The sequence below is a fragment of the Legionella donaldsonii genome (assembly GCF_900452385.1).
GTDB lineage: Bacteria > Pseudomonadota > Gammaproteobacteria > Legionellales > Legionellaceae > Tatlockia > Tatlockia donaldsonii.
In genome coordinates, this window is record NZ_UGOA01000002.1 from 1 (window position 1) to 15,114 (window position 15,114).

Here is a 15,114-nt window from a genome sequence, read left to right on the forward strand (position 1 = left end):
ATACCCTCTCGTTTTTCAGACTGTGGGCAGCTTGAATCTTTTCTTCTGATGTTGTCCAGAGAGTGCCATCAATACCAGCTGTCTTACTTCCTTTAGATGTTGTGACCCGCCTCACTGCCAGCAATTTTGCACTGTTAGAATTAACGAGTAACCATTGCAGTGATTTAACTTTGCCGTACTGTTTATCACTTACTGCCTTTGCGATACGCATTTGCAGTCCATATACGTTCTTCTCAATACGGGACCAATAAATCTGGTTCCAGTCTGTATTTGAAAGGGCTGTGTCAGGTGCACCAGATATCAAAGCATCTGTCATTTGCTTTCCTCACTTCTATGAATTCTACAAACTCTTTCGCAATGAAAGACCAGTTGGACGTCAAGCTTCTTTTCAGACCAGGTATAAACCTGTATCCGATTCGTTACAAATCGGCTTTTGCTTTTTCCAACCTCCCAATCCTGCACTCTCATAGGTAGACCTTACGATCTACTGTCTCCGTAGTGGAGAAGAATACAGGGTTCCCAAGTTCCGTTGTTTGAGTGATGCTGGGTTAGGTGTCTGCTCTCGGCCGGAAAGAAACTAGTCGTGTAGGATGCGTGTGATTCTCCCAACTATCTTCGTACCTTTTGGTTCAAGCGTTTCAGCCAATTGCGCTTGTTGCGAATTACGACCTTTATCACAGATTCACTTATGTTCACCATACCAGCTACCTTGTAGTTATCCCGAATTTGGCTATCAGGTAGACTTTGATCCTTTCGGGCGTTATCATCTCACTACGAGCTCTTCACCCGTAGTTTCACTACTTTGTCAGAGAGGCTTATTATCTCCCCTAGGTTCATCTGACGACACAGATGGTTTTCGGTTACCCGATTAACAACTCAAAACAGCGACTTAGCTTGTCGCACCACACCTTTTCGCATTAGAATGCTAATTTGTAACCTATTGATTTATATTACTTAAATACGGCATAAATGAAGTGTAAAGAAAAATATTTTCCATAGGTTTAAAAACAATCAAAAAGGAGCGTAAAAGCTCTTTTATATGGCCATTATATAACCAATTATTTGCATCACAAATGCATCTTAGTGCATCACTGGTAGCGCTATTTGTTTTTCCTATACAATACTAGACTGTGTTATTGGTGCATCTTATAATGCATCAATCACTTCATCATATTTGCATCACCAAATATAAATTTAAAAGGATATTTTATGCCTAGAGTGACTGTTACCGTACCGAATGATCTCTATAAAAAGCTGACCAAATATGCTGGGGATAATGATGATTCTCTTTCTTATACCATTACCAAAATGACAGAAATCGGATTGATGGTGACTGAAAGTCAGCAGAATCAAAAAAGCCCAGAAGACAAGTATTCTGACATTGAAAAACATTGCTTTAAGCTCATGATTCAAATGAATGCCTTATTAAAAAATATGGCATCCAAGCAACTGGATTATGGCCAGGATGAATTTAAAAAATTAATGGATTTATCAATTAGCAAATACCAAGAATTGATGGGAATTGCGCCAGAAGAGCTTTAAAAATTTAAAGCTCAATATCCATTTCCTTTTGATTACGTTGAAGCTCTTTTGTTTTCTCGATTTCAAATGATCTTTGATGTGGTTCCTTACCTTTATTGGTATTTAAATAATCTACATTATAATTTTTTGGCAAGATGGCTTTACCCAATTGATTTTTAATCTCGATAAAATTATTAACATATTGTTCTAATTCGAGTGACTTTTCATTGTTCAGGCGAACCGCTATTTTATGAATTTCAGGGTTTATCTCGTTTAATCCAAGCTGATGTTTTACCTGGTTTAATCCTTGAGAACAATGTACATCATTCCAATCCGTTTTTTCTCGGCCAGGCAGATTTTGAGGCATAATTATTTTTATATCTAAACCCTCTCTCATTAAGGCTTCTTTTGCTTCTTCAGTTATTTTTGCGGTATTATTTTTGGAAGCCAAATCGTTATCTCCCGCAATAATCACCTCACTTGGGTAAAAGCTTTTAATAAGTGCGCTTAAATTTTTCAAGTTCGACAAACCAAAGGAAACCAAAACCGTAGCTTTTGGATTTGCCATGGCAATGGTTGCTCCTGTTTCAGGGCCTTCTGCCAAATACAATGGCGATCGCTTTTCACCCGTTTGCAAGACTCCTGCGCTGCCTTCTATTCTCCCTTTGGATAATTTCGCATTTTCCATAAAAGTATTTTTCTTAGCATTTTTTTCATCCAAATAAATCCGTTGGACGCCGGTTATTTCTCCTTGTTTGTTCTTGGCCGCTATCAATAAAGCGGGTATTTTATTAATTTTATCGTAGAGTGTTCCATTATCATCGATTGCTTTCCACAAAGCGCCCTTAGGCCAATACAAAACATTTAATTGTTCTGGATGCTCTATACCACGATGTTCTTTTAAATATTTTTTCTGCTAGTGTGCCAAAAATTGACATGCCGCCTTTGAGGATACTTTTTGCCGATATTATTTTGTTCTTTTCTTCGCGTAATTCGCTTAAATCGTTTAACTTCTTTTCTCTCTTCATTGGAAGAACACTGGTTAAGCCTGAAATACCAGCAATGATTGCCCCTTCCTTCAATGCATCCTGGAATGAAATCCCTCTTTCTTGCATCAATGCTGACAGTGGGTTACCTCCACAGCCTTCTGAAAAGTCATACCAAGAGCCCGCTTTACTGCCTTTCAAGGAAACAATAAGTCCGCCTGAGTAACGCATTTCCCTAGACGTTATTTTCTTTGGTGCGCCAAAAATAGCACGATACGTTTCGATAGGATTTGCGATCAATACTTCTGTGATTTTGGCTGCATCATAAAATCCTTTTGATTCGTTTAATTGAGCTTTGTAAACAATTTTATCAAGCACAGATGCTTTATAGGTATTATCTAATTCATATTGACTTAATAGTGATTTCTCATTTTTTGTAAATATCAGCGGTGATTTTTGTATTGTTTCAATAGCTTCTTGATATAGCGATCCATTTTTAGAAACGCGCTGCAAATCATTTTTAAATACAGCCCATGCTTTATGCCATTGGGTTGACTCCTTATGATTCATGCCTTCTATACGACGTTCTAATTGATGAAAGAGATTAGCTTTAGTTTCATTTAATTGATTAACGGTTTGTAATCTCGCCTTGTGCTGTCTTGCGTGCTGCTCTATTTTAAGTGGATCAAGTTTTTCCCGAACAAGCAAACCTTGAATGTCTGATTTTTGATGAATGACATAGGCAAGGCTATCTCGTTTTGCCGTTAATTGTTGTGCCTGGATAAACTTCTGCTGATTAAGTGGTAGGTCTTGCTCATTGTCGGAAAAAAAAGCTTTCCAGAGGTGACTGGCTCTTTGGCCAGTTATTTTATAGTCCATGCATTTAAAAAAATCATCTTTCTGCGTTTCATTCAACTCACTGATGAAGGTACGCCTCTCTTCAATCCGCATCAGGGTGTTTAGTACTTTGGTGCTAATGCCAAGCTCTTTGATAAATGGATAATGTCCTTTAATATCCGAGGCAATTACTAAAGCGGTTTCTCTTCTCTGCTCAAAGTTGGACGTAGCTTGTTTAAATCGTATAACCACTTCTCGTTTGTCATGGCTAGCTGCTTGTTGTTTGATTTTTTCTTTGTCTATCTTGAAAAAGTGCAAGATCTTGTCAAAAGAGTTGTTATTATGAACCGTTGCAGCAATTTGGTTTCTTAAGGCAGAGGCCTCTCTTTGCGCTTGCTCAATAGCCTCTGGAATTTCTTTCCCTTTTTCTAACGCATAAAGCATACTGGCGAAATGAATAGCTAATTCTTTATTTAGTGACTGATACGTTTTGATGGTATCAAAAAGAATTTTTTCTTGAGAGTTTAACCCCTCTTTAAAGTGACTCTCTTCATATCTTTTAGCATGTTGATTAATTTCACGCCATAACTCATCAAGTGGTCTTTTTGTCTTTTCACTCAGACGAATTAAATGGGGATGTACAGCTTTAGATTGGGTTTTAAGGAAAGCTGCAAACGTTTCTTTTGTTTTAAATGATTCTTCACTGAAAAACGAAGCCACAGTACATGCCATTTGATGCTTTTCAGCGTGAATGCTTAAGTTTTTAAGCCTGGCTCGTGCCCGTTCCTCCCCTTTTTCAATGCGGTATTGGGAAACACCCAATCGATTAAGTTTTCCGATGGAAAAATGATTCAGATAAGGCCTGTACCCTTCAATATGTTCAACAATTTTAAAAGCAAGGGCATCTCTGATTTCAGCTTTGCCCCAGGCTTTTTCTCTTTGTAAAGAATCTCGATTCCCTTGATGAATCGATTTCCATGCTTTTTGTGTGTCGGAGCAAGCCTCAAAATACGCTTTGACAGTTAAGACCTTTTTTCGCTCCTCATTATCTAAGCTCTTTAACAACTTCATTGTGGCAAATTTAAATGCGTCTTGCCGTATTGCACTTTCAGAAACAACCAGCTGATTTCTAGCCATTCGTTTGAGATGATCGCTTGTCACGATTTGCCAGGCTTTAATGCAAGCTATCGCTGTTTTTTGCTTATTTTTTGCATCCGTATATTGGTGTATTAAAGCTTGTTTTTCTGTCATTATTTCTTGATTGAAACTTTTTTTATCCGCAACAGTTGCCACATCAATGGCTTTCGGATTGGCTGAAAATTTATCTATGTGCATTTTTAGCGTGGTACTGTTTACATAATTGAGAGCGGATTTTTTAGTGTCGTCATTGAACTCAAGGGCTTTTAATAATTGGTTTCTATCATCGGTAATTAAGGTCATTCGGGATATGGCACGCGAAATTTGAACATAATAATTTCTAAGTGTTGCAGAAAATTTGTTGTAAGACTCCATGAGTCCCAAGGCATAGGTTTTATCCTTGCCCTGTACCTTCATATTGGTCAATACATAGCCATGGTCAAGATGCTGTAATTCCTTTGCATCACGAGAAAAGGTTTTTACTTGTTCGTCTTTTTCAAACTTCAACGTTATATTCTGTTCATCAATGGCAATGACAGAAGCTAAGGATGAATTCACAAGACCTGACTGGTTGTTATTGCGTGTAATTAACACCTTATCTTGTACGCAAAAGGCAAGGGAGGTTGCCTCATAAAATTCAATGGGGCGATTTAAGCCCGCACGCGAAGATGTATAAATAGGTAAATCCTTTAAATGAAGAACAACTGACTTACCTTCAGCAGTCAGCAATGGTACGGTTTTATTTTTCCGATGTTTTTCAGTCATGACGTTTACCGTCAGATAGTCACCTGGACGAATGCCTGATCTGGCTAGTTTTAGGTTGAACCGGAGCACATCACCCTGCTGATAGTATTGGGTATGATGATGTTGGATTTCTTCCATCGCGCGAGCCTTTAAAGTGTTAATCACATGTTCTTTACCTGTCAATGCTCCCTCTTTTTTTAAACCATCACGCATTATTTGGGTAATATCACGACGGTTCGCATGGGTCGGCGCAAAGACCAGTGTTTTCTCACGAACCTGTTGGGAGAGATTTAGCCAGTGATGGGCTATAGCCTCAATACGTTCATCATGGGATTTAAATTCTCTCACTTCATCAAGTTTTTGCAGAGAGTCGTATAAATCTCTACTAATTGCATCGCGTACCGATTCTTTTGTTCTGGCGTTGGTTTGCCGAATAATATCGGTCATTTGAATTGTATATATCCCATATTCCTGTGCCTGACCAAAAATACGGCCACATTTGACGCTTGATAGTTGAGAGTCATCGCCGGTTAACAAGAGTCTTGCCCCTTTTTGCTCAATTAATTTGATAAGTTCATGGCCTTGAGTGGTAGATAGCATAGAAGCTTCGTCCAGAATAAACAGGATATTTTTCAAGGAGTTTTTAGGTGCTTTCAAAAGCTCTTGGTGCACTATGGGAAACACATCTGAGCGAATGCCGGCTTTCTCACGAAGCTCGTTGACCGCAGAGCTTGTAACAGCCATTCCTCTTAGTTTAAATCCTTTGTTGCTTGCTAGCGCTTCAGTTAATTGAAGCATGGTGGTTTTTCCAGTACCCGCATAACCCTGAATTGCATTAAAGCGGTCGGTTGAGGTAAATACATGCATCAATGCATTTTTCTGGGAAACTGTTAAAGGAAATGGAAAGTTTTCTTCATAGGCAATCTGTGCTTGAAGTACTGCATGGGTATTGGCCATGGGTTTTAATATGCCTTGATTAGATTCAATGCGAGCAAGCGTTTCTGTTTCTAATGTTAATGCCCATGGGGTAGTGAACATGGAGCATCTCGTCATGGGATCGGTGGCCTGATAAAGTAATCCACTCTTAACGTGAGCATCAATCATGGTATCAATTGCCTTAATCGGAACAATCGTTCGTCCTGAGAGAGTATGTTTAAGCGCGGCTTCCTTTAGTTGCCTTAACTCAAATACACTGGTTTGCTGAGAAAGAGTTTCTATGGCAACAAAAACAGCTTCCTTAGCCTGCAATGAAATCAAGTCTTCCTTTCCATAAAAGCGCTCAAATAGTTTTGCTTTAATTGATGTAAAAAAGCCAAAGGCTTTCGGTTCTAGGTCAGCCTTGCGTGAAGTAACAAAAGCATACGCATCAAAGCCCAGCAACTCTGCCCGCTTTTGCCAATCTGTTCGCAACACATTGATATCATGTTCCTCTTTAGCACTTCGAGTTAATAGTGTGGCTTTGCTTGCAAGTCTTGCGCCTTCCCATCCCTTTTCCTTCATTTTTTCTTCAATATCAGCGCGCCGTGTTGAAAATTCCTTTAATACCCCTTCAGGCACGCCATCAATTTCAAACATCCCTTTTCCAACATCCCGCAGCCGATAACCTTGCTCTTTTAATAAATTAGCAAGTTCAGTGCGGTATAAAAGACCGGCATAACTCACATGTTGTTGCAATTGTTCAATTACTCCAAAATTTCCATTTATATCAGAGGCAAGCGAACGCGCTTTGCCATCCTCAGAAGTAAAAGTAATGTTCATGGTGACGCCATGCGTATGCAGTGCTGGATCGTTTGCACGTGAGGAGGGTTGCCTAAATGCAGCTACCACTAAATTACCGGTATCTACATAATGTACTTTACCACCAATAACCACGCGAGCTTGCGCAAATTCTTTTTCAATAAGACCGATGGCTTTTTCAACAGCCTTGTCATGTAGTTGAGAAAGCATGCTGTCCGCTCCAAGTCCTGACAAAATGGAAACACTTTTAGGCGCTGAAAAAGTCATGTCAAAGCCAGGGCGGTGTTCTCCTTTCTTATTCTTTAAGACTTGACCATTAGGAAGATGTCCTTCAAGAAAAGCTAGCATTTGCTCTTTCTCAACAATACCTGTTAGCCCAAGTCGTTCGCTACCCTTACCTAACCATCTTAAGGCTTCGGCATCACCTGCATAATAATTAAAAGCAGCTGTATAATAATCGGCAGCGCCCTGCGCTGATTTAAGCGGTTGTACACTTAACATCTTATCTCCTTGTTTCTAAACTTCAAATTCCACTTCAATGGGCTGTTTGTTGAGGTGTTTGGGGGATCCGCCTGTTTCGGCTTCCTGATTCGCGCTTTCTTTAACAATGTTTTGTAATACTTCATCGATAATGAATTGACGCTCAACAAACCCTTTCAAGTGTTTAGGTCTATCTTTAAGTTCGAGCGTCAGTTGCGTGATGGGATAACTTCCAGGAAGGCGAACAAAACACTTTAGATCCTCTAATTCCAAAATTTGTGGATAGGAAACAATGGGACGTGTAACACGCTGGCTGCCAAGCGAGATTCCATCACGAATACTATTAGCTCCATAAGAATAATTTTCTCGTGACTCTTCAATTTCTTCTTCTCCCAACTCGCTGGCAACCAAACGCGCCATATCTGCACTTGGGCTTCTAAAGAAAAAACGGGTGTTCAGCAGGTCAAACAATTCCTTAGCGCCGCCTGATTGACCATAAACTTTGGTGAGCTGAGAGAAACTTTGCATCCCTAATAAAAAGCAACCTCCGAATTTTCGGACTTCTGCAATGGTCTCTCCTAATAGTGGTAATTTGTGAAGGCTTGGCAATTCATCGCAAATGAACCAAATCCGCCGATCTGGATTAGGCGTAAGGCTTAACAACGTAAGGGAGGCCATGGCTAGCCACATAGACATTAAAGGCTTTAATGATTTATGTTGTTCGCCATTGGATGAAATAAAAAGCCAACCACTGTCCTGTTCATTTAATATGTAATCGCGAATAGAAAATGGGCTTGCCCCTTCTGAATTAAGTCCTGATAAGGTAGTAAGAGATTTTAAATAAGTGGTAATAACTGAACGAATGGAAATAGCCGTTTTTTCAATTTTACCGCTTACTAGAGTTGCAGCAGCCGTTCCTTTAAGATAATCCTCTAAATGAGAAAACTCACCGGTCAACAGCAATTTGAGCAGTTTCTCAACGGATCGATCTTTGTCTTTTCGCATTTTAGCTGCAACCGAGGAAAATACGGTTCTTGCAGCATTCACCCAAAAGGGATCAGAATCACCATGCATCGGAATAAGGCTTTCTGCCATGTTTTCAAAATCGGAATCCCGAGGTGCTTCAAGCCACAGATCCCAATTAGGACACCTCGCATCAAATGGATTTAGAATGACATCCTGATTTGAATCAAAATAATGCGGAATAAAGGCACATCCCTTATCATAGACAATAACCCTATCTCCCCTCTTGCGTAAGGCATCCATAATTTTCATAATGAGCTGACTTTTTCCAGTACCTACGGTTCCATGCACCAACAAATGTTGAACTTCGCTGTTCGCTTTGAGCGGAAACCCATCAATAGTGATATCAGAGTTTTCTTTTTTCTCTAGGATTTGTTGGATTACATTTTCCTTTGTGTCAATACGGCTGCCACGAATAAACTGATTAGCACGTTGCGCTTTTCCCCTGCGAATAAAATAAAAGGCAAGACAAAGTCCCAAAACAAATGAAAGTACGAATGCTGCCAGGGAAGATTTTCCTAGTAGATCCACTATGTGATCGGCATTCTCTTTGTAATAGGGATAATGCAAAATTGTATCCACGCTTTGTTGATAGTTTTTTCCGTGAAAGGGAAGCGTGAAGGTATGCTTTTGTCCTACGAGATTTAAGAAACTTGCATAGTAATAAGCAATGGCTTGGTGGAATTTTTCGGGAGATGTAACCAACCAGGTAATTAAGCCGGTTAATACGACCCAAAGAAAAAGGCAAACCCAAGCAAGCGTTTTAGTAATTTGATCCCACATCCGCAGATTGTGAAAGCTGATTTGCCCGCCGCGGAAGCATTGGGAAATAAACTTGAGGATTTTATTGATATTTCGGCAGAAAATATCAAAGAATCAAATTATATTGCTGTAATTAGTACAAGCAATTTGACGGAACCAGATCAAACTAAAGTATTAGGTTTTATTGAAAATGAGCACGATTGGAAGAAAAATACAGTTGGCTTCAAAGTTGATAGAAATTTTGATTGTAAGATATTGAATAATGAAAGCATTGTTATTGCTTCCGTAGACTCATTATCAACATATCAAGATGGAGATACAGTTCTTTTCCTATTTAATAAAAAATATATGATTGGCACCATGCATCAAGGCTTTATTAAACCAATTGATAACCTACTATTAAAAATAGACGTAAAAAATGCCTCGATGGTCGGCAAAGTTATGAATATAGAAACTAAATATATTAAGGACAAAAATACTGTGGTTTCTATTCTAGAAAAATTTAATTTAGGCACCTTATCTAATCTTATTAGTTCGCTCAGCCAGTCACTCCAGTCACATCCTGCTTAGAGTATATATTATTCGATTCATCATAATTTATTTCCCATTTGATAGGCGAGAAATCGGTATTCCAATCGATAATATCGCTTTTTTCTTCTCTTTTGATAATAGTGATTAAAGGTTTTGTAATAATTGAATATACAACTATTTCATATGTAATTTTAGTAAAATAGGACACCAAAATAAATTTCATCATGTATTCCATAGGCCATATCCCATAAAACGACAGGAAACAGAATAGTGTTGTATCCGTTATTTCTGAGATAAGGAGAGACTGGAATATTCGTTTAAATAATGACCTCCCCTTATTCTTTATTTTTAATTTCTGAAAAATAAATGACGATATGAAAAAAGAAACTGAAAATGCAATAGTCGAGGCAACGTATGTTCTAAGCATTCTTGAAAATACGGTTTCAAAATCATGTTGAAATTTCCAAAATGGTGATGGCGGCAAGATAATCACCAAATAGATGCAAATATCAAATAATACCAATGCAGCAATGCAAGACAGTAATATTCTTCGGGCGTTTTGATACCCATAAATATCCGTAATTATATAGTCAAATATGTAACTGAACGGATATAAAAGCATCGCTCCAGTTATTGTGAATCCGCCTATGCTTATTAACTTTGTCGAAAGTACGTTGCTTAATAAAATTATGGTAACAAATAAAATAGCAATTAAAACAAGATACTTATATCGTGGTAAAGCGTTTGCCAGGCTTAGCTTATTTAAAGTTTTAGATGCGAAAATTGTTCCAATAAGATATCCATCTTTTCCCGAGAAATTATTCATAAACTCAGGATTATCTACAACATCTTCGTAGTCCAATGTTGATGGCTTTTTATGACCACCATCTATGGGGCTATACAGTAAATTATTATTTACAAAATCGATATTTAACTTATATTTATACATTTTTTCTTAAGGCTATATAGTAGTAAGGCGCAAAACTGTATTCATCGATATAATTTATACCGTCTTTTTCACTACCGAGTGCTAAATGTGTCCCTAAATGCTTAAACCCTATTTGTTCTGCAAGGCGAATAATAAAATTCTCACTCCAATAATAATCATTAATTTCACAATCTATAGCTAGAAGCTTTATTTTAGCAAGATCACCATCCAAGGAAGGAGCCCTTCCAATTCCTTTAACGGTTAAGTAATTTCGAGTATAAAGATTTTTAGTGCCACTTATAATAATTACATTCCCATTTTTTTCTAAGGAATTAAAACATTTCTCCAGCTCTGTTTTTATTTCCTCTTCGGTAGATAAATGAAAAAACATTAAAATTGAAAAGATAGCGGTATATGTTCCATACGGGTATAACGTGTTTTCAGACGTATTTTCGAAATACATCGAATTATCTTTGAGGCTACTATTTTTCGCATTGTTTAATGCATTTTGATCTATATCGCATCCATTTATTTTTTTACAAAAAGTACTTAAAAAATTAGTTGATCTACCAGAACCACAGCCCAAATCTAAAACATAATCCAGATTTGTATCATATTTTGCAGCAAATTCCTCAACATCTCTAAATGCAAGAAATCCAGTACCAGTGATACTACTCTTCCCATACTTCTTAATTTGATCATCGCTAAACTTCAACATTTATTAAAATACCTCTTATTTATGATGTTAAGCTTCCTGCAAATGTCCCACCCCACATTTAATTAATACCCCGCAAATGTCCCATCTTTAAAATTAATCTTTCTAATAATCCTATTCAATTAATTCAATATAATCTTCCATAGATATAATGTTTCCCACTCCACTTTGTTTATTCTCTCTTATGAAACTATGAAAGCATCCTTTGGTTGCAGGGTGCTCTAACCTATGTTTTTGATACCAATTCTTGAGAATACTACTTTGAGTTTTTATATAATTCTCAAATTCACTAATTAAATCGCTTTTTTGATCTTCCGTTAAATTTGTAAGGTAGTTATTTACCTTCTTATTAACATATTGCCTGTAACGTTCTGTTTGCGCTTCTTGTTTTTCTTTCTTTTCTTTTTCTTTCGCTTCTGAGATCTTGCGTCGTTCATTGATTAATGCTTTACTTGATTTACTATGCTTATAATCTTTTTTAAGTGCTTCAATCAAATATCCAGCGAGCCCTCTAATCTTCCCCGCTATAAAACTTTCTGATTGAGTGATTATCTCCACTTTCTCGCGTATATAGTCGTTATCATATTTTGCATATGTCTCTTCAATCATTTGAGTTGAAAATCCAAATGTATTAATCAGAAGTTGCTTTAATTCTTCATCAATCGACAAGTTATTTAGGGGAATAGGGGATTCATCAACATTTTTTTCTAACTTGAAACGTATTCTTGTGACTTTTTGATTAACTCGTTCCATTTCAGGAAAAATACGAATGGGCGATACTGTGTTTACCTCATTCACCCCAACATCTAGAACTCTTTTCTTAAAGTCTTTAAACACTTGATATTTACCATCAAACACTCCCATTAGCTTTCTAAAGATATCTAGTGGAAACCATGGTGTTTGCGCTAGCCCTTTGTAGCGAATACAGTTTTCATACAGCGCCAAACCATAGCCTGATTTGAATTTTGAAATCAGTTCAATGTTTATTTGGCCATAAATCTCAGGTTGATACATAAGATCTTTCATCACCTGGCTGTATTCATAGATGCAAACCCCATTTGAAAGTTCAGCAGATGCCAATATTGAGCTAGCCTTCCATTTTTTTTCTTGTCCAGTGGAGCAATCTATAACGTTCCATTCGATAGCTATTGTTATTAGTCCGATCAAGGCTTCTTTGAGCTTTGCAGTATCTTTGCTATTGTAACCAATCAGTTGATATAAATCTTTTCCTTTGATTTCAAACTGTTGTTTGTATGGAAGATCTGGATAAGCATTAAAGAGCAAAGCATTAAACAGCTTTCGCTGCACCAATGACAAATTATTAGAGCAATGTATCGCGTTAACATGTTTTTTGAGTTCGGGACTCTTATTATTTATTGCTATGCTTCCCATACGTTTCTCCATGCTACCTAACAAGTAATCCGAGTACTCGGATTCACTCTCAATCCGAGTACTCGGATTCTGCAATAATTTGTTCTAAATAATTAGAAACGTGCTTACACATATCTTCCACATTCACAAAACTAGCAATATCTTTGTTTAGTACAATCGATGGAAGCCCTCTATAATCTGACTTGAAGGTAAATAGTTTTTTTCCATTTTCAGAGGTGTAAGACTTGGCATTACTTGAACTTTTAGATTCAGCTTTGTGTTGTAATGTCTTCTCTTCAAATATCTTCTCTAATTTAGCCTGTGAAGTGATTGTTCTACCTAACTGATTAGCAATAGAAAGCATCTTGTTATAGTTGTCTTTAGACTTATTAATTAATTGAACAATCTTTACAGCAAGCTGTTTAGAGAGGGCGTGTATATCTGGAATAGCACGCACAATATCCTCTGGAATTTTTGAATAAGCCATTAATTCATTAAATGTGGAATAGGAAATACGTAATTTTTCCGAAAGTTCTTTTTCGGTTTTAAATACATTATCTGACAACAATCGTCTATAAAGCATCGCATTGGAATAATTACTAACATCATTTCGTAATTTGTTCTCAGCATCTTGAGATGCAATCGCATCTTGTACATTGGGAATATCTTTTCTAATTACAAGAAAAGGGATCCCAAGCCGCATACAAGCAATATGCCTTCTTCGACCAAAAATTACTTCATACTTTATTTTCCCATGAGGATTAGGATGATTTCTCACTAAAGCAGGCTGTAATTGTTTGTTTGATTTAATAGAATCAATTAGTCCATCAATATCACCTAACTCGCTTTCTTGGCGGTTAGCGTATTTCCATGGTTCGCATTCTTCTGGGTTTACATAAATTAATTCCTGCTCAGCAAATTCAATCCCAGCCTGAGTTTTAAAATAAGATGGAGTTTTAGGGGCCGCTTGTTTTAAAACAACTTCCTCATCAGCAGCTTCTATTTTTTTTACTTGTCCACTTTTCATTAGCATGCCTAATGGGCCAGAATTATGAACGTTTCGCTTACTATTATCCATGTCACTCTCCACTTACAAAGGATGCTTTAGATTGCTTTTCCCAGATTTCTTTAAAGTTATTAATAATTTCGAGGTTCACATCATCTAAATGTTGCAAAGCTCTGCGGTAAGCTTCACGGCTGCCACGCGGTTTTGAAACATCATAAATGGTTCCAATTTCATTAGCTGCTTTTGCCACTTCAACGGTTTCGCACATATGATTTGTGAGAATATATCTACCAAACTGCTCTCGCATCATATTTTCCATCTGTAATGCTTCGTTACTTCCGCTGTGTTTAGAAATAAGTATTCGCAAATACTCCAATTTTTTGGAAGGTAATTCTTTAAACATATTTCGTAAGGTAGCCGTGTACATAATAAAACTTGAATAATCGTTCATACTTGGAGGAATAGGAATAATGATTCCATCGCAGGCAATGATTGCGTTGAGCGTTAACAAACCAAGATTAGGGCCGCAATCGATTAAAATAACATCATATTGATTTTTAATAATCTTTAATGACTCTGATAAGCGAATAAAAGGAGAACCTAAGCGCTCATGGTTGTTTTCTTTTTCGTTAGGTAAAATCAGATCACAATCTTGTATAGCCAAATTAGCAGGAATGATATCCAGACCATCAAAATGCGTTTTTAGTATTACATTTTTGATGTTGTTAGGATTTGAGATTAACACATTGGTTATTGTGTCTTCGTAACGAAGTTCCAAATCTGGGATTAATCCTGAACTAATTAAAGTTGCTGTTCCTTGCGCATCGAAATCTAACAGAAGAACCTTTAAACCTTCGATAGCAATCTTTTTTCCTAAATCTACTGTAGTTTCAGTTTTCCCAACCCCGCCTTTTAAATTAGAAACAGCTATGGTTAAGCATTTCGAACCCTTTGGTCTTTTGTATCGAGTTTCTGCCTTATCTCTAAGCGCATTAATGGCAGCCAATGTATATTTTTTTACCTTTCTGCCATTTTCAGAGTCTTCGATTACTACGCCTGGTATATCATCTGAAGATTCTAATAATTTTCTGAATGTAGGATCAGAAACCTTTACCATTTTTGCGGCTTCAATTGCTCCCCAAGTTCTTGGTTTTTTTCTTTTTTCGGGATTAATTACAAAATTTCTTAATGTCAGTAACATTTCGTTACCCGCTTGATAGAACTTATCCATTAACTGTTCTGGATGATCTGTACCATACGTAATGATTTGAGGATCAAGCATGATTTCCCTTTTATTAAAAAAATTAATTTTCACATTTTTTATAATTTATCTGTG

General features: G+C 37.1%; 11 protein-coding genes. 2 read left to right on the plus strand and 9 right to left on the minus strand.

Features of this window, described 5'->3' with window-relative positions; all coding sequences use genetic code 11:
• The coding region (locus DYC89_RS15490) for a reverse transcriptase N-terminal domain-containing protein (RefSeq protein WP_181879464.1) at positions 1 to 316 on the minus strand (316 nt) is incomplete at its 3' end.
• An 893-nt stretch (positions 317 to 1,209) separates the two neighbouring features.
• On the opposite strand from DYC89_RS15490, the gene DYC89_RS15495 reads away from it, so the two are divergent.
• Entirely contained in the window at positions 1,210 to 1,542 is a 333-nt protein-coding gene (locus tag DYC89_RS15495; protein ID WP_115222802.1) for a hypothetical protein, read from the plus strand.
• A gap of 4 nt (positions 1,543 to 1,546) precedes the next feature.
• On the opposite strand, the gene DYC89_RS15500 is transcribed toward DYC89_RS15495, so the two are convergent.
• From DYC89_RS15500 to traD, 3 genes are read right to left on the minus strand one after another with little or no spacing between them, the layout of a single operon-like run.
• Entirely contained in the window at positions 1,547 to 2,380 is an 834-nt protein-coding gene (locus DYC89_RS15500; RefSeq protein ID WP_115222803.1) for a toprim domain-containing protein, read from the minus strand.
• Entirely contained in the window at positions 2,367 to 7,463 is a 5,097-nt protein-coding gene (gene mobF, locus DYC89_RS15505; RefSeq protein WP_115222804.1) for a MobF family relaxase, read from the minus strand. The genes DYC89_RS15500 and mobF overlap by 14 nt, the downstream gene beginning before the upstream one ends.
• Positions 7,464 to 7,478: 15 nt before the next feature.
• A complete protein-coding gene (gene traD / locus DYC89_RS15510) occupies positions 7,479 to 9,248 on the minus strand; it encodes a type IV conjugative transfer system coupling protein TraD (RefSeq protein ID WP_245954063.1) in 1,770 nt (589 codons plus the stop codon).
• A 9-nt stretch (positions 9,249 to 9,257) separates the two neighbouring features.
• Between traD and DYC89_RS15515 the strand changes: the two genes are divergently transcribed.
• Positions 9,258 to 9,797: an XRE family transcriptional regulator gene (locus DYC89_RS15515; protein ID WP_147285518.1), complete on the plus strand. Its 540-nt coding sequence runs from the start codon at positions 9,258 to 9,260 to the stop codon at positions 9,795 to 9,797.
• Here DYC89_RS15515 and DYC89_RS15520 read toward each other — a convergent pair.
• The 5 genes from DYC89_RS15520 to DYC89_RS15540 all read right to left on the minus strand — a co-directional run bounded on the left by DYC89_RS15520 (position 9,766) and on the right by DYC89_RS15540 (position 15,060).
• Positions 9,766 to 10,707, minus strand: a complete 942-nt coding sequence (locus DYC89_RS15520; RefSeq protein ID WP_115222807.1) for a queuosine precursor transporter — start codon at positions 10,705 to 10,707, stop codon at positions 9,766 to 9,768. The two genes, DYC89_RS15515 and DYC89_RS15520, sit on opposite strands and share 32 nt — an antisense overlap.
• A complete protein-coding gene (locus DYC89_RS15525; RefSeq protein ID WP_115222808.1) occupies positions 10,700 to 11,404 on the minus strand; it encodes a methyltransferase domain-containing protein in 705 nt (234 codons plus the stop codon). The genes DYC89_RS15520 and DYC89_RS15525 overlap by 8 nt, the downstream gene beginning before the upstream one ends.
• Before the next feature lie 111 nt (positions 11,405 to 11,515).
• The gene (locus DYC89_RS15530; protein WP_245954064.1) at positions 11,516 to 12,793 is read right to left on the minus strand and encodes a replication initiation protein; all 1,278 of its coding nucleotides are present in this window, start codon (positions 12,791 to 12,793) and stop codon (positions 11,516 to 11,518) included.
• A gap of 49 nt (positions 12,794 to 12,842) precedes the next feature.
• On the minus strand, positions 12,843 to 13,850 hold the full coding sequence (locus tag DYC89_RS15535; RefSeq protein WP_115222810.1) for a ParB/RepB/Spo0J family partition protein: 1,008 nt from the start codon (positions 13,848 to 13,850) through the stop codon (positions 12,843 to 12,845).
• Position 13,851: 1 nt separating this feature from the next.
• Positions 13,852 to 15,060, minus strand: a complete 1,209-nt coding sequence (locus tag DYC89_RS15540; RefSeq protein WP_011212458.1) for an AAA family ATPase — start codon at positions 15,058 to 15,060, stop codon at positions 13,852 to 13,854.
• Positions 15,061 to 15,114 lie beyond the last annotated feature (54 nt).

Bases quoted from the DNA above. Each gene is read 5' to 3' on its own strand.
- DYC89_RS15495 (WP_115222802.1), top strand. From the start codon at position 1,210: ATGCCTAGAGTGACTGTTACCGTACCGAATGATCTCTATAAAAAGCTG.
- mobF (WP_115222804.1), bottom strand. From the start codon at position 7,463: ATGTTAAGTGTACAACCGCTTAAATCAGCGCAGGGCGCTGCCGATTAT.
- traD (WP_245954063.1), bottom strand. From the start codon at position 9,248: ATGTGGGATCAAATTACTAAAACGCTTGCTTGGGTTTGCCTTTTTCTT.
- DYC89_RS15520 (WP_115222807.1), bottom strand. From the start codon at position 10,707: ATGTATAAATATAAGTTAAATATCGATTTTGTAAATAATAATTTACTG.
- DYC89_RS15525 (WP_115222808.1), bottom strand. From the start codon at position 11,404: ATGTTGAAGTTTAGCGATGATCAAATTAAGAAGTATGGGAAGAGTAGT.
- DYC89_RS15530 (WP_245954064.1), bottom strand. From the start codon at position 12,793: ATGGGAAGCATAGCAATAAATAATAAGAGTCCCGAACTCAAAAAACAT.
- DYC89_RS15535 (WP_115222810.1), bottom strand. From the start codon at position 13,850: ATGGATAATAGTAAGCGAAACGTTCATAATTCTGGCCCATTAGGCATG.
- DYC89_RS15540 (WP_011212458.1), bottom strand. From the start codon at position 15,060: ATGCTTGATCCTCAAATCATTACGTATGGTACAGATCATCCAGAACAG.